General features: G+C 61.0%; 11 protein-coding genes. 7 read left to right on the top strand and 4 right to left on the bottom strand.

Features of this window, described 5'->3' with window-relative positions; all coding sequences use genetic code 11:
• The first annotated feature begins 154 nt into the window (after nt 1-154).
• From EWH10_RS05560 to rsmA, 4 genes are all read left to right on the top strand, one after another.
• On the top strand, nt 155-2,419 hold the full coding sequence (locus EWH10_RS05560; RefSeq protein ID WP_044661725.1) for an LPS-assembly protein LptD: 2,265 nt from the start codon (nt 155-157) through the stop codon (nt 2,417-2,419).
• A gap of 86 nt (nt 2,420-2,505) precedes the next feature.
• Nucleotides 2,506-3,891 carry a peptidylprolyl isomerase gene (locus EWH10_RS05555; protein WP_044661726.1) on the top strand — a complete coding sequence of 462 codons (1,386 nt, stop codon included), beginning with the start codon at nt 2,506-2,508 and terminating at the stop codon, nt 3,889-3,891.
• Nucleotides 3,869-4,894 (top strand): 4-hydroxythreonine-4-phosphate dehydrogenase PdxA, encoded by a 1,026-nt coding sequence (gene pdxA / locus EWH10_RS05550; protein ID WP_025549697.1) that lies wholly within the window; start codon nt 3,869-3,871, stop codon nt 4,892-4,894. The genes EWH10_RS05555 and pdxA overlap by 23 nt, the downstream gene beginning before the upstream one ends.
• Before the next feature lie 5 nt (nt 4,895-4,899).
• Nucleotides 4,900-5,757 (top strand): 16S rRNA (adenine(1518)-N(6)/adenine(1519)-N(6))-dimethyltransferase RsmA, encoded by an 858-nt coding sequence (gene rsmA / locus EWH10_RS05545; RefSeq protein ID WP_044661727.1) that lies wholly within the window; start codon nt 4,900-4,902, stop codon nt 5,755-5,757.
• Nucleotides 5,758-5,946: 189 nt separating this feature from the next.
• Here rsmA and EWH10_RS05540 read toward each other — a convergent pair whose 3' ends face one another.
• Nucleotides 5,947-6,621 (bottom strand): glutathione S-transferase family protein, encoded by a 675-nt coding sequence (locus EWH10_RS05540; protein WP_025549127.1) that lies wholly within the window; start codon nt 6,619-6,621, stop codon nt 5,947-5,949.
• A 331-nt stretch (nt 6,622-6,952) separates the two neighbouring features.
• Here EWH10_RS05540 and EWH10_RS05535 point away from each other — a divergent pair, with 331 nt between their 5' ends.
• The 3 genes from EWH10_RS05535 (at nt 6,953) to EWH10_RS21660 (ending at nt 11,907) form a co-directional block, all read left to right on the top strand.
• A complete protein-coding gene (locus tag EWH10_RS05535) occupies nt 6,953-7,744 on the top strand; it encodes a sulfite exporter TauE/SafE family protein (protein WP_044661728.1) in 792 nt (263 codons plus the stop codon).
• Between the two features lie 395 nt (nt 7,745-8,139).
• Entirely contained in the window at nt 8,140-11,076 is a 2,937-nt protein-coding gene (locus EWH10_RS05530; RefSeq protein ID WP_065846493.1) for a class I SAM-dependent DNA methyltransferase, read from the top strand.
• A 594-nt stretch (nt 11,077-11,670) separates the two neighbouring features.
• Nucleotides 11,671-11,907, top strand: a complete 237-nt coding sequence (locus EWH10_RS21660; protein ID WP_165363320.1) for a hypothetical protein — start codon at nt 11,671-11,673, stop codon at nt 11,905-11,907.
• On the opposite strand, the gene EWH10_RS05520 is transcribed toward EWH10_RS21660, so the two are convergent.
• The 3 genes from EWH10_RS05520 to EWH10_RS05510 form a co-directional block, all read right to left on the bottom strand.
• The gene (locus EWH10_RS05520) at nt 11,872-13,716 is read right to left on the bottom strand and encodes an ATP-binding protein (RefSeq protein ID WP_130029844.1); all 1,845 of its coding nucleotides are present in this window, start codon (nt 13,714-13,716) and stop codon (nt 11,872-11,874) included. The two genes, EWH10_RS21660 and EWH10_RS05520, sit on opposite strands and share 36 nt — an antisense overlap.
• Nucleotides 13,713-14,933 (bottom strand): SIR2 family protein, encoded by a 1,221-nt coding sequence (locus tag EWH10_RS05515; RefSeq protein WP_165363319.1) that lies wholly within the window; start codon nt 14,931-14,933, stop codon nt 13,713-13,715. Before EWH10_RS05515 ends, EWH10_RS05520 begins: the two co-directional genes overlap by 4 nt.
• A gap of 290 nt (nt 14,934-15,223) precedes the next feature.
• Nucleotides 15,224-15,436 (bottom strand): helix-turn-helix transcriptional regulator, encoded by a 213-nt coding sequence (locus EWH10_RS05510; RefSeq protein ID WP_065846496.1) that lies wholly within the window; start codon nt 15,434-15,436, stop codon nt 15,224-15,226.
• Nucleotides 15,437-15,537 lie beyond the last annotated feature (101 nt).

Raw genomic sequence — 15,537 nt, 5'->3', positions numbered from 1 at the left:
TTGTATCTCTATGGCCAGATAGTGCGGCTTACCCTGTCTGGCAAAGCCGTTCGACTGATTTTCCCGCAAAACTCTTGGCGGAGACGATTGCAGCGCAGACAAAGCAGTGCGATAGGCGGGAAACAAAGCGCCCCGTCAAAGAGGCCCCATCCTTTTGCAGAACAGCCCTTTTCCCTTGCGTTTGAAACCTCTCCTGGCCGCCGGCGCTGCCTTTCCGTGCCTGGTCGCCGTCCCGCATGCCACGGCCCAGCAACTCCAGGAACCGCAGGCGACGATCAGCGCGCCCGACGCCCCCGTGCCCGAAAGCGACGAACAGATCGGCTTCGCCGCCGATGCGCTGGAATATGACAGCAACAGCGAGGTCGTGACCGCCAGCGGCAATGTGCAGTTGCTGCGGGAGGGCAACCGGCTGCGCGCCGACAAGGTCGTCTGGAACCGCACCACGGGGAAGGTGGAGGCGAACGGCAACGTCTCCGTCACCGATCCGGAAGGCAATATCGCCTATGGCGACCGGTTCGACGTCACCGATTCCCTGCAGGACGGCATGGTCCAGAACATGCTGCTGGTGCTGCAATCGGGCGGGCGGCTGGCCGCCGCCAGCGGCCAGCGGGTGAACGGGGTCTATACCCTGCGCAAGGCCGCCTATACCGGCTGCGTGGTGGAGGATCATGAGGGCTGCCCCAAGGAGCCTACCTGGCAGATCAAGGCGGTCAGGGTCGTCTATGACCCGGTCAAGGCCCGCGTCAAATATACCAATGCCAGCGTGGAACTGTTCGGCCTGCCGCTGATCCCGCTGCCCGGCTTCTCCCATCCGGTGGGCGACAATGGCGGCAGCGGCCTGCTGGTGCCCAATCTTCGCTACGACCGCACCAACGGGTTCGAGGTCGCGCTGCCCTATTATCTGAAGCTGGCGCCCAATCGCGACCTCACCGTCACGCCGCATGTCTATACCGACACGCTGCCGATGCTGGAGACCAACTACCGCCACTTATGGGACCGGGGCGCCTACCAGATCACCGGCTATGCGACCTATGGCAGCCGCGTCGCCACCGGCAATGCCTCTTCCACCGCCCCGGCGGGATCGGAAAGGGATTTCCGCGGCTATCTCGACGCCAGCGGCGCGCTGCAACTGACGCCGGAATGGAGCATCGGCGGGTCGATCCGCGCCGCGACCGACCGCACCTTCCTGCGCCGCTACGACATCAGCCGGGACGACCGGCTGCGTTCTACGCTCAACGCCCAGCGAATCGGGGAGAACAGCTATTTCTCCATCGCCGGCTGGGCGGTGCAGACGCTGCGCACCGGCGATTCGCAGGGGCAGATGCCGATTGCGCTGCCCGTCATCGACTATCGCCTGCGGATGAAGGACCCGCTGCTGGGCGGCGTGGCGCAGTTCCAGGCGAACAGCCTGGCCATCACCCGCACCCATGGCCAGGACACGCAGCGCGCCTTTGCCGCCTTCGAATGGAACCTGCGCAAGCTGACGCCGATGGGTCAGGAACTGACCTTCACCACCTATTTGCGCGGCGACGTCTATCACAGCAGCGACAATCTGATGAACAGCATCGTCAGCTATGCCGGCGATCCGGGCTGGAAGGCGCGCGGCATCGCGGCGGCGGCCATCGACATGCGCTGGCCCTTCATGGGCGAGGCGTTCGGCGGCGTGCAGCGCATCGCCCCCCGCGTCCAGATCGTCGCCGCGCCCAAGATCGCCAATCTCTCCGTCCCCAATGAGGATGCGCGCGCCATCGACCTGGAGGACAGCAACCTCTTCGCGCTCAACCGCTTTTCCGGATATGACCGGTTCGAGGATTCGACCCGCGTCACCTATGGCATGGAATATAGCCTGTCGCTTCCGGACTTCTCGCTGGAAAGCGTGGTGGGGCAAAGCTACCGCCTCGACAAGCGAGAGAGCATCCTGCCGGAAGGAACCGGCCTGTCGGACCGCCTGTCCGACGTCGTCGGGCGCACCACCGTCCGCTACAAGGATTTCATCAGCTTCACCCACCGCTTCCGGCTGGACAAGGACAATCTGTCGGTCCGCCGCAACGAGATCGACGCCACCATCGGCAGCCGCAAGACCTATGCGACGGTCGGCTATCTGCGCCTCAACCGCGATGCGAACCTCAATCTGGAGGATTTGCAGGACCGCGAGGAACTGCGGCTGGGCGGTCGCGTCCAGTTCGCGCGCTTCTGGTCGGTCTTCGGCTCGACCGTCATCGACCTGACCGACACGAAGGAAGATCCGCTGTCCGTCGCGGACGGCTATGAACCCGTGCGCCATCGTCTGGGGATAGCCTATGAGGACGATTGCCTGACGCTCGGCGTCACCTGGCGGCGCGACTATCAGGTGCTGGGCGACGCACGAAAGGGCAACAGCTTCCAGCTTCGGCTGGCTTTTCGCAATATTGGCATATAAGGATCAGCCTTCCCGCTTCCTGCTCAGGGTCGGTTAAGGCGGATCGGCGCATCTCGTGCCGAACCGATTGGAGAGTTTTGTCGACGATGCAGCCTGTCGTTTCCCCGTTTTCCCGCATTGGCAGCACGGCCTACAGGGGCCTGCGGACCGTGCTTCTGTCCTCGGCGCTGCTGGCTACCGGCGTCAGCGGAAGCCTGGCCCAGACGGTCGCCGACGATGACAATGTCGCCACGCAACAGCTCAACCTGCCCAGGGATGTGACCGTCTTCGGCAAGAGCGACCCCAATGTCCGCAAGGCGACGGCCATCGTCAACGGCCGGATCATCACCGGCACGGACGTCGACCAGCGGCTGGCCCTCATCATCACGGCCAATGGCGGCAAGGTGTCGGACGAGGAAAAGGAAAGGCTGCGCGTCCAGGTGCTGCGCAACCTGATCGACGAGACGCTCCAGATCCAGGAAGCCGCCGCCAACGACATCAAGGTGGATAAGGCCGAGATCGACCAGAGCTATGAGCGGGTCGCGGCCAATTTCCGCCAGTCCCCCGCCCAGTTCGACCAATATCTGCGCCAGCAGGGCAGCTCCGCCGCCAGCATCAGGCGCCAGATCGAGGGCGAGCTGGCCTGGAGCCGCCTGCTCCGCCGCAACATCCAGCCCTTCGTCAACGTGTCGGAGGACGAGGTGAAGTCGGTGGTCGACCGCATGAACGCGGCCAAGGGCAGCGACGAGTTCCGCATCGGCGAGATCTACCTGTCGGCCACGCCGGAAAACCAGCAGCAGATCGTCGCGAACGCCCGCAACATCATCGAACAGATCAAGCAGGGCGGCAGCTTCGCCGCCTATGCGCGGCAATTTTCCGAAGCCTCCACGGCGGCGGTCGGCGGCGATCTGGGCTGGGTCCGCCCTGTCCAGCTGCCCGACGAACTGGCGCAGGCGGCGGCCGAAATGCAGGTCGGCCAGATCGCCGGCCCCATCGGCGTGCCGGGCGGCGTCTCGATCATCTATGTCATGGACAAGCGCAAGGTGCTGACCGCCGATCCGCGCGATGCGCTGCTCAGCCTCAAGCAGCTCTCCGTCAGCTTCCCCGCCGGCACGACCAAGGAACAGGCGAGCACCAGGGCGGCCGCGTTCGCCGCGCAGGTCAAGACGATCAAGGGCTGCGGCCAGGCCAATGAACTGGGCGGCAAGATCGGCGCCGACGTGGTCGACAACGACAATGTGAAGCTGCGCGACCTGCCCCCGCAATTGCAGGACATCCTCCTGAACCTCCAGGTCGGTGAGGCGACGCCGCCCTTCGGCTCGATCAACGACGGCGTGCGCGTGCTGGTCGTCTGCGGCCGTGACGAAGCCTCCTCCGCCGCCGCGCCCAATGCCGAACAGATCATGGCGCAGTTGGAGGAAGAACGGGTCAACAAGCGCGCCCGCATCTATCTGCGCGATCTCCGCCGCGATGCCGTTATCGACTATAACTGATCCGGCGGATATGCCGCCATTCGCCGTGTCGCTCGGTGATCCGGCGGGAATCGGGCCGGAAATCGTCGCCAAAAGCTGGGTCATGCGAGAGGCGCGGGGCCTGTCGCCCTTTTTCGCCGTGGGCGACGCCGCGTCCCTGCGCGCCGTCTGGCTCGGCCCGGTCGAGCCGGTCAGCACGCCGGAGGAAGCGGTGGAGGTCTTCGACAAGGCCCTGCCATGCCTGCAGGTGGCGGAGGCGGGCGAGATCACGCCCGGCACGCCCAGCATGGATGGCGCGCGCACGGCCTTTCAGGCGCTGGAGGTCGCGGTCGGCCTCGCCCGCAGCGGTTCGGCGGCCGGGATCGTCACTGCCCCGGTGGGCAAGGAACAGCTCTACGGCGTCGGCTTCACCCATCCGGGACAGACCGAATTCATCGCGGAACGCTGCGGCGTCGCGCCCCACAACGCCGTGATGATGCTGGCGGGGCCGTCGCTGAAGGTCGTGCCGATCACCATCCACATCCCCCTGGCAGAGGTGTCGTCCGTGCTCACGGTCGACCTGATCCGCGCCCGCGCCATCACCACGGCAAAGGGGCTTCAGCGCAATTTCGGCATCGGCCGTCCCCGTCTGGTCGTCGCGGGCCTCAATCCGCATGCGGGCGAGGGCGGGGCGCTGGGGCGGGAGGAGATCGACGTCATCCGCCCCGCCGTGGAGTCGCTCCAGGCGGAAGGCTACGACATTCAGGGGCCGCTCGCCGCCGACGCCCTGTTCCACAGCCGCGCCCGCGAAACCTATGACGCGGCGCTCTGCATGTATCACGATCAGGCGCTGATCCCCATCAAGACGCTGAATTTCGACGAGGGGGTGAACATCACCCTTGGCCTTCCCATCGTGCGCACCTCGCCCGACCATGGCACCGCCTTCGGCATTGCGGGCAAGGACAGCGCCAATCCCAGCGCGATGATGGCCGCGATCAGGATGGCCGCCGAAGCGACACGCGCCCGGCTGACCCCCGGCTGCTGAGGCTCATGGCCGCCGATACCCGCTCCAAGCTCCCGCCGCCCAAGCTCCCACCGCTGCGCGACGTCATCGCCGCCCACGGATTGCAGGCGAGCAAGGCGCTCGGCCAGAATTTCCTGCTGGACGAACAGTTGCTGGACCGGATCGCGGCCATCCCCGGCCCGCTTGAGGATCAGCCCGCCTTCGAGGTCGGCCCCGGTCCCGGCGGCCTGACCCGCGCGATCCTGCGCGCCGGGGCAAGGCTGGTGGCGGTCGAGCGCGACCGGCGCTGCCTGCCCGCGCTTTCCGAACTGTCGGAGGCCTTTCCGGGCCAGTTCCGGGTGATTTCCGGCGACGCGATGGCGGTCGACGCCCGCGCCGAAGCAGGCGAAGGCGCGCATATCATCGCCAACCTGCCCTATAATGTCGGCACCGCCCTCCTCATCGGCTGGCTTTCCACCGACTGGTCTCCACTCCCCTGGTGGTCGAGCCTGACGCTCATGTTCCAGATGGAGGTTGCAGAGCGGATCGTGGCGAAACCCAATGGCGATCATTATGGCCGCCTCGCCGTGCTGTCCCAATGGCGCAGCGACGCCCGCATCGCGATGAAGGTCCACCGCAGCGCCTTCACGCCCCCGCCCAAGGTCATGTCGGCGGTCGTCCATATCACGCCCAAACCCGCCCCCGAAGGCGTGCAGTTGAAGCATCTCGAACGCCTCACCGCCGCCGCCTTCGGCCAGCGCCGCAAGATGCTGCGCCAGAGCCTCAAGGGCCTGCCCGGCGCCCTGGAAGCGCTGGAGGCGGTCGGCATAGACCCGCAACGCCGCGCGGAAACCGTCAGCGTCGAGGAATTCGTGGAAACAGCGCGCGTTCTGGGACGCCTTTAGCTCTAAAAGCCCGGCTTGGGTGGATTCCTGCCATTCCCCCTCCCGCAGGCGGGAGGGGGCTAGGGGGTGGGCTGGCACGACATCAGCGTGAATTTTCAACGGCTAAGCTGGAAGCTCGCTGCGCTCGCACCCACCCCTAACCCCTCCCGCCTGTGGGAGGGGAATGTCTTGGATTGGCCAAAACCGGCCTCACCCCAATTGCGGCGGTGTTTCGAACTTGTCGATCACCCATTCTTCCGCCTGGGCGCCGCCGATCCATTCCTGCATCCAGGGATGGTTGATGACCGCGCGCATATAAGCCTCCGCAAAGCGCGGCACGGGCAGTTGATAGGTGATGAAGCGCGTCACGACCGGCGCGAACATCACATCGACCGCACTGAAGTCTCCGAACAGAAATTCTCCCTCGCCGCCATGGCGGGCGCGGGCCTGCGCCCAGAGCTGCATGATGCGGGCTATGTCCTGAGTCACCGCTTCGGACGGCGGGACGGGGGCATAGATCTGGCGGATGTTCATGCTGTGCTCGCGGCGCAACGCGGCGAAGCTTGAATGCATTTCCGCCGCCATCGAACGGGCCATGGCCCGCGCGGCGGTATCGGCCGGCCAGAACCTGTCGCCGCCCGACTTTTCGTTCAGATATTCGACGATCGCCAGGCTGTCCCACACGACGATGTCATCGCCGTCCCACAATATGGGCACCTTGCCGGAAGAGGGCGCGAATTCGTCGCCTTCGCGCCGCTTCTCCCATGCCTCGTCATAAAGCGGCACGACCACTTCCTCGAAGGGAAGGCCGGACAGCTTGCACGCCAGCCAGCCGCGCAGCGACCAGCTCGAATAGGCCTTGTTGCCAATGAACAGCTTCATCATGCCCCTGTCTTTAGAGCCTGTTTGGAAATGCGCGAAAGAGCCAATTTCGATGCGGTGCCGGTTCTCTGCCCCTCCCACCCGCTCATATCAGGATGCCGCTGGGTGGCCGGGAGGCGAAAAGGGCCGGCGACGCCATGCACCATGAAGGCGCATTGTCCAATGGTCTTTAGACGAGGCGGGCGCGGAAAGTCGAGGGGATCGCGCCATTCATGCATTCAACAGCATTTGTTTTGGCGACGATAAATTTCCAATCCAAAAGGGGGCTGGCTGGCATGGTTTTTCGGCCTTACACGTCGGTCGATTTCACGACGTAATGAGTTTGGGGCGGAATATGGATTGGTTGCACGCGATCGCGGGCCTTTTTGTCGGCCTGATGGTTGGCATGACCGGCGTGGGGGGTGGATCGCTGATGGCGCCGATCCTGATCCTGCTGTTCGGCGTCGCGCCCACCACGGCGGTCGGCACCGACCTGTGGTTCGCATCGATCACCAAGGCGGTCGGGGGCGCGGTGCACCACCATCAGGGCGGCGCGGAGGGCGGCCCGGACTATGATGTGGTAAAGCGCCTGATGATCGGCAGCATTCCCGCATCGCTGATCGTCCTGGCGATCCTGTCGCAGATGCATCTGGGGCAGATCAAGACCGGCGTGATCACGGGCGCGCTGGGCGTGGTGCTGATCGGCACGGCGGTCGCGACCTTGCTGCGCGGGCGGTTCCATCAATGGGCGCTGGCCCGCCGGGTCGGCACGGCCGACCGCTTTACCCGCTGGCAGCCGGCATTGACCGTGCTGGCGGGGGCGTTGCTGGGCGCGATGGTGACGCTGACTTCGGTCGGGGCAGGGGCGATCGGGGCGACGCTGCTGCTGGCGCTCTACCCGCTGCGCATGCGGATGCAGCGGCTGGTGGCGACCGACATCGTCCATGCCGTGCCCCTGACCCTGGTGGCCGGGCTTGGCCATTTGTGGATCGGCAACGTCAACCCCGTGCTGCTGGTCAACCTGCTGGCCGGATCGCTGCCGGGCATCGTGATCGGGTCTCTGCTGGCGACGCGCACGTCGGACCGCGTCCTTCAGCCCTTGCTGGCGGCGGTGTTGGTGGTGGTGGGATGGCGGTTGATCGCCTGACGGGACGAGCCGGAATCGAATTATTGACGTATGATGTTGTATTAAAATGATAAGATCGAATTCGAATAAGCTATATCCATCAATCGCACCATCAAGGTGTTAATTTATATAGGTTCGATTCCCGAATGTGAATGGCAGTCGTGATTCGCGGGCATGCTTTTCAACCTTAACCGGGGCCTCTCTCGCATACTCAGCTTGGGCAGCTTGCGACCAGGTGCAGCCGTTCTCCGGCGGCCGTTGGATGGCAGCATCCGGCGGGAACCTGCCGCTGGTGTCATATGAGGGTGTCACGCAGCAGCGCACTCTTGGTGATTGCTCCATCGCGTTGATTCGCTACTAAAGAGCCGTGGCTGAGCAAAATTGACGCGGGCCCAACCACTTGTTTCCGGGGGCGCATGAAACCGCAAGATTTTCTTAAGAAATGGCGCAACGTCGAGCTGAAGGAGCGGTCCGCGTCGCAGAGCCATTTCAACGATCTGTGCGCGCTGCTCGGCATCCTCGATCCGGTCTCGGCCGATCCCAAGGGCGAGTGGTTCACTTTCGAAAAGGGCGCGAACAAAACAAGCGGCGGCAACGGCTGGGCCGATGTCTGGCGCCGCGAATGCTTCGGCTGGGAATATAAGGGCCGGCACGCCAATCTCGACAAGGCCTATGCCCAGTTGCTGCAATATTCGGTGGCGCTGGAAAATCCGCCGCTGCTGATCGTATCCGACATGAACCGGATCGTGATCCGCACCAACTGGACCAACAGCGTCCAGGAAACGCACGAGATCGCGCTGGACGACCTGACCGACGGCGCGGTGCGCGATCGGCTGAAGGCCGCCTTCCTCGATCCCGAACAGTTCAGGCCCGCCAAGTCGCGCCAGGAACTGACCGAGGAGACCGCGCGCGAATTCGCTGGCATCGCGCAGCGGCTGCGCGACCGGGGGCACGAGCCGCACCGGGTGGCCCATTTCGTCAACCAGCTTGTCTTCTGCATGTTCGCTGAGGATGTCGGTCTCCTGCCCGACAATCTGTTCACGAAGATGCTGACCGCCAGCCGGGTGCGACCCGAGCGGTTCGAGGGCAATGCCGCCAAGCTGTTCGGCGCGATGGCGGAGGGCGGGGACATCGATTTCACGCCGATCGACTGGTTCAACGGCGGGCTGTTCACCGACGCCAGCGTGCTGCCGGTCGAAAGCGAGGACATCGACCAGTTGCTCGCTGCCGCGCGGCGCGACTGGAGCCAGATCGATCCATCGATCCTGGGCACGCTGTTCGAACGCGGGCTCGATCCCGCCAAGCGCAGCCAACTGGGTGCGCATTATACCGATCGTGACAAGATCATGATGATTATCCGCCCGGTGATCATTGAGCCGCTGGAGGCAGAATGGGCCGAGGCGCTGGCGAAGATGACCGCGCTGGTGGAAAACGCGCCCAAACGCACCGCCGAAAAGCTGCTGAAGCCGGCGGAACGCGGTCGGGCGACGCGAATGCTGGCCGAGGCGGCGGCGATCCACTCCGCCTTCATCGAACGGCTGGCGAATTTTCGCGTGCTCGACCCCGCCTGCGGATCGGGCAACTTCCTCTATGTCGCGCTTAAGGCGCTGAAGGATATCGAACATCGCGCCAATCTCGATGCCGAGGCGCTGGGCCTGCCCCGCGGCTTCCCGCGCGTCGGGCCGGAATGCATGCTGGGGATCGAACTCAATCCCTACGCCGCCGAACTCGCGCGGGTCAGCGTGTGGATCGGCGAAATCCAGTGGATGCGGCGCAATGGTTTTGAGGCGGCGAAGAACCCGATTCTGCGCCCGCTGGATACGATCGAGTGTCGGGATGCGCTGGTATTCTTCGATGAGGGAAGAAACGAGTGGCAGGAAGCGCGCTGGCCGATCGCCACAGTGATAGTTGGAAACCCGCCTTTCTTGGGCGGAAAGAGTATGAAGCGCACGATGGGAGAGGACGCTACGAGGGTAATCCGGGATGTCTACTCCGGCAGAATCTCCGCATTTTCCGATCTCGTCTGTTACTGGTTCGAGAAATCGAGGTCGATGCTCGCCGAAGGGATTGTTAGTCGCAGTGGGTTTGTATCAACCAAGGCAATTGCCAAGAATGTGAACTTACCAGTCCTTCAGAAGCTGGCAGAGGACGCAAATATCTATGAAGCATGGCAAAATGAGCCGTGGGTCGTCGATGGAGCGGCGGTCAGGGTCTCCCTCGTTTGCTTCGCTCAAAAGGACGAGCCTACACCCTGCCTTCGCCTTAACGGGCGGGAAGTCGAGCAGATCAATCCGAACCTCACCTCCGGTCAGGACACGAGTTCCGTCGCAAAACTTCGCGAGAACGCAAATTCCGTCTTCATCGGCGTTCAGCAGAGTGGGCCGTTGTCGGTTGATCGCGCGCAAGCAATCGATTGGCTTATCGCGCCCCTCAACCCAAACGGAAAACCCAACTCCGATGTTGTTTCCGCATACGCATCTACGGAAGATATTGTTGGGCGCCCCACGGAAGAGTTCTTGATCGACTTTCCTAAAGGGCTGAGTGAGAGCGAGGCCAGCGAGTTTGAAGCACCCTTCGAGCATCTTCGAAAGGCAGTTTACGACCCTCATCGCGATGGAGAGTTGGTTAACTTTCCAGAGTACAGGAAGGCGACCGTTGGCCAAAATCCAAAATGGTGGGAGGCCCACAGGTCAAGGGAGGGCATGCGGGCGGCCTTGAAGACCGTTGATTCCTACTTAGCCACAGCCGAGACCACCGAGTATCGCTTGTTCAGGTTTCTTTCCGCATCACTAATTCCCGACAAGAGTCTCTACGCTTTTCCACACGCGGGCCTGACTGGCTTTGGGGTCTTGCAGAGCACATTTCACGAGGTGTGGTGCACGTATTTCGGTAATCGGATCGGCGCTGGCAATCAGCGCCGGTACAATGCCTCCTTCGTCTATCTGACTTTCCCTTTCCCCGAAGGCCTGACTCCGAACATCCCCGCTGCCGACTATGCCGACGATCGCCGCGCGCTGGCCATCGCCGCCGCAGCGGCGCGGCTGAATGAACTGCGCGAGAACTGGCTCAACCCCGCCGATCTGGTGGTGCGCGAGCGCGAAGTGGTGCCGGGCTATCCCGACCGCATCCTGCCCAGGGACGAGGCGGCGGCGAAGGAATTGAAGAAACGCACGCTGACCAACCTTTACAACGTCCGTCCGCAATGGCTGGCGAACGCCCATGCCGCGCTCGATGCGGCCGTCGCCGACGCCTATGGCTGGGGAGACGACTGGCGCGCGGGGCGGCTGGACGATGACGAAATCCTCGCCCGCCTGTTCGCGCTCAACCAAAGCCGTTCGACTGAGACAAGCTGACGTCGGCTCCTCACAGGAGCCGACGTTCGACAAGCCAACTGGAAGGGCAGGAATGTCCCACGACGCGGCACTCGACTGCCGGCGGGAGCTGACCCCCCTTCAGGCATTCATCAGCCGATTTTTCTTTCTCGGGTGCGGAACGTCCGCTTGTCCATCCGTATGCACGAGGCTGGCCGACTTCAGTTTGCTCGCATGCTGGCGGGTAGTAAAGAAAGTAACCATAGATTCGCAGGGTCAAGATGAAGGTTATTCATAACTACTACGGTTAATGCTGTGATATGTTGCTAGACCGAACACAAAACGGCTACGATCTACTTAGGATGGGGAGGATATTACATGGAAATGGTTGTTGCATATGTGCATCAAACGCGTTGGGGCCGATTTTCTATAGTTGCGCGGCCCAATGGCCGCTGGTCCGCGATGTTTGAAGATGAAGACTTAGGAAGCTATCATTCGCCTATCGCTGCGCATGACGATTTGGTCGGCGACCATTGCTTTTCAAATTCTGCCGGCCTCGACACGTCAGAAGTCGGTTTGCCGCATGATCTATCGGACTGGCGTCGCGTAGTCGCACGGCGTTGAAAACGATCAACAGTGCACGGGGCAAACATTGATTACGACGAAATCGCGAGTATCCTTCGCGTTCTGGAGGTTGGTGAAATGCCTGAAACCTCGGCGATTAAAGTCATCTCCTTTCATGCGGCCATTGAACACGAAATCGAGATTGCGCTTGGCAAAATCATTCCGCGTACCGAAGCTTTGTTCAACGGCACGCCCAAACTGGGTGCGCTTTCCTCAAAAGGCCGTCATTCTTCCTACAACTGTCGTTAGTGCTTCGGCTCTCGTGCCTTCAGAAGACCAACCTTCAGCAAAAGAGATATCGTGTGAATTAGGCAATTGATCACGACTTAGGGTTCGCAACCTTATCCTGGAGAAAATCGCCGCCGCCTCACCAACGAAAAGCGCCTCTTGTCTGGGCAGCGAAGAGAGCATTTTTGTCATACCCGCCAAGCTATCCGGCAGGATGCGGGAGACATGTTCTTGGTCGGTGCTATTAGCGAGGCGCAACACAATCCATGAGTTGCACTGAGATATGACCGTATCTTCGATGTCGGATGGCCGTTGCGAAACAAGCATAAGACCTAGACCGTATTTGCGCCCTTCACGCGCGAGTCTCCGCACGGCGGTTTGCGCCACTTCATACTGAGCGTCACCACGATTTGGGACGTAACGATGCGCCTCCTCGCAAACGAACAGTACCGGATCTCGCTCGCGCTCTTCTCGTGTCTGATGAAGTTTGTATTGAAACAGCAGGCGCGCGATTGCACCCGTGAGTGGTCCAGCCACTTCATTGGGCAATCCTGAAATGTCTATGATCTTCAAGCAGGCGTCGTCTGCTCCCTCTACATTGAGGAATTGAGACAAGACGTCGGAAAGGCTCGGCGCGTCTGGCCCATGCTCTTCCATGAGGAACCGAACGCGCGGGTCAGTCCTGAGCACGCGAAACTTGTTTAGTATCGACGCGTAGTCTTTTTGGAAATCCGAAGCCGTCACGTCGGTCCAGTTGGGACCGTTACGCTTGGCCTGACGCTCCCTAATATGGGTTTCGAATTCAGAGAGGGTGAAGGGACGAGGCTTATCCCGGTCAAACGAGACGAGCTGATCTTCGTTCACTCCGGCCATTGGCATAGGCTGTTCCGGATGTTGTCCAGCCGGAAGATCTCCAGGGATTCCGCCAGCTGCGCTGCGAGCAAGCCCCGCACCTACCATTCGTGCGTGAGCAAGCGCCTTATAGACAGTGTTTGCCTGAGACGTGGCTTCGAACTCCGTTTTGCCGATCACAAGCGAGCGGAATTCATCGCTAGACATGAGCCAGTAAGGTAGTTTCAGCGTGGAAACATCATCGGCGTTATTCCCTAGCGCATCATATGCTCGAAAAACTTTGGCCCGGTTGCCAAACGCTGAAGCATACTCCCCGTGCGGGTCGATCAGAATGATACAAGGTCGAGTGCCCTGCTCCGGTCGGCATTGATGCTCTAAAATAGAGTGGATAACGGCTGCGACGGCGCTCGATTTGCCAGACCCCGTAGAGCCAAGAATTGCGCAATGATGACCGAAAAGCTTGTCCATGTTCGCGCGACAAGGCACGCGCGTTGCACCTACATAAGAGCCGATGGGCACGAGCCGGTCTGCTCCATCGTCCGAGGCCCGTTCTGCACTGGCAAAAAGCTTGTCGGTTTCTTCTTTAGTTATCAAATGTACTGCCTGAAGCGGCAGAGGGTATGTCGAAACCCCACGTTTAAAAGCCAACTCGTTCTCTGCGGCATTAAACCAAGCTTCGCCAAGCATATCGGCTTCTATTACCCTGCGATCTTGATCGAAAGGCTTGCCCTGAGTTGATGAGAGCGCCGCTGCTTCTTCATCAGATTGGAGCCGTAAGAGCCTGACGGTGGCGAACAGAATTCTGCGCCCAAGGTGCATTTTTACAATGCTGCCAATTTGGCCAACGTCATAAACGCGGCCGCTGTGGCTCCTCGTAAGTTCGGTTATGTCGCGCTTGAGCGCGACTTTTATGGCGTTGCCAGCAACTTCGAAGACCGTACCAATCTCCAAATCGGAATCTAGGAGGAATGCGCTCATGCCATTGCCTCCTGGATGTCCTTTGGGAGTCCACTGGCAAGAAGGGTTGAGGCTCCATCGAACGTCCACCAATCCCTATTGCCGTCGTCAACGGAAAAGACTGGTCCGATTGATCCCTGGTAAATTCCCTTGGGGCTTGCCACGAAAAGCCGCTGGCTCCAAGCTTTAGTCTGCCAATCCTTCAGAGTTGGAGGCAGTTCGCCGTTCGGCTCGTCATTGAAGGCAATGACAGTTAGCTGATTTCTCGAAGAAGACATGGCAATTTCGATCTCGGCGTTAATGTGATCATCTCCGAACGAGTAGCCGCAAACGAGAAGGACGTGATCGTTACCTTGAGACAGCCGCCGCCTAAATCTCTGAAAAATTTCGGCGAAAGGATCACGCTGCGTATTCAGATATTTGGTGGCTTGCGGATAAATCATGACTGAGCCGCTAGGGCCTGGATAGGTGTCCCCATGCCTAACTCGCAGCAAGTTCGTTTTGCCGGAATGCGGTCTATACCAGTCGATTGAGCCATGCAGTTTGGAAACCACAGCGCGAGTCCCGGTCTGGTTCGCGTAGTTCTGAACATTCCAGAACGCGACGCCACCTCCGATGAATCCATCTTGGAATTCTATCCCAGCCAACGCGAGGGCGTCCTCGAGTAGCGTATCGTAGTTGGTGGTGAAGAACTCCACGGGCGCTCGGACAAAGTCGAGACCGGCGCGACTGGTGCCGAAAACGGCTTCTACAAATTTCTGATGCCCCGAGATATCCACGATGGCCTTACTCTGGCTGCCTATTTGTGCCTCGGTAACAACCTCTCCCTGGCCGTTTTTGCGTGCTGCCTGATATCCCCATCTTACGGTCGAGGCGATTTGTTCGATCAGGCCTCTATGAACTTCTTCAAGCTTCTCCCTCGAAACACGCGCTCCGCCAATATCTACACCGCCGGTCCGCGACCGCTCAGCAATGGATATGAGATCCCCAAGGTGGGTTAGATGATGCTCGATGTGCGAGGTCTCAGAGCAATCGCCGATAACAAAATCCAGAACGCGAATGGCGTCGGCATCAGCCGCGAACAGGTCGTTTCGCGCCAGTTCCATAACTCGATCGGTCAATGGGTACATCAGGGGAATATTGGCTGGGTAGCTGACGCCTGCCCCGAGAAGCCAAGTCTGCTTCGGACTGTTGAGGTGCTTCTCGAACTGTTCGGCAATATCCGCGTCGTGCCCCATTAGACTCCCCATGGTCCAACATTTTCATGGGGAGGCACAAATAGAGGCGTGTCACGTGTGCTCCCCATTACATTTTATTATCGGTTGAAGAACGTGTTGTCATCTAAATCTGGAAGAGTGTTGGATATGAGCCATTCCCATAACCACTGCTTCGAGGCGGACCGGGCGGACTGTCCTGACATCCATTCCGGATGGCGAAGCGGCAGCTTTTCGCAATGATCCGCCACGGAGCGGAACGGCCAAAAAGTCCCAAGTCATGGCTACGTGGCAGGTCCTGCCCAGTTTTGATATCAGGCCGATCCGTCGTCCTGGTATTGTCCTGGGTCTGCGATCCAGCGATTGATGGCCGACTCGTGCCAGCCCGCGCCATGGACGCTGATGGGAACCTGCCGGGGGAACGTCCCTTCCGCGATCTTGCGGTAAAGCGTCGAGCGCGACAGCCCGGTTCGGTCGAGAACGGTCTTCAAACGGATAATGCGTTCCATGTTTCGGGTGTTGGTCATCGTCAATCCATCATCTTCTGGTTGTTTCTCCCGCCATTCATTGGATTGAGCGCCTGTCACCGGCCCCTGACGGCACCAGCGCTCGTCAAGTCGCGGCATGA

Source organism: Sphingobium fuliginis, assembly GCF_004152845.1.
In the GTDB taxonomy this organism is placed as follows: domain Bacteria; phylum Pseudomonadota; class Alphaproteobacteria; order Sphingomonadales; family Sphingomonadaceae; genus Sphingobium; species Sphingobium fuliginis.
This window is presented reverse-complemented; position numbering and strand designations above follow the sequence as displayed.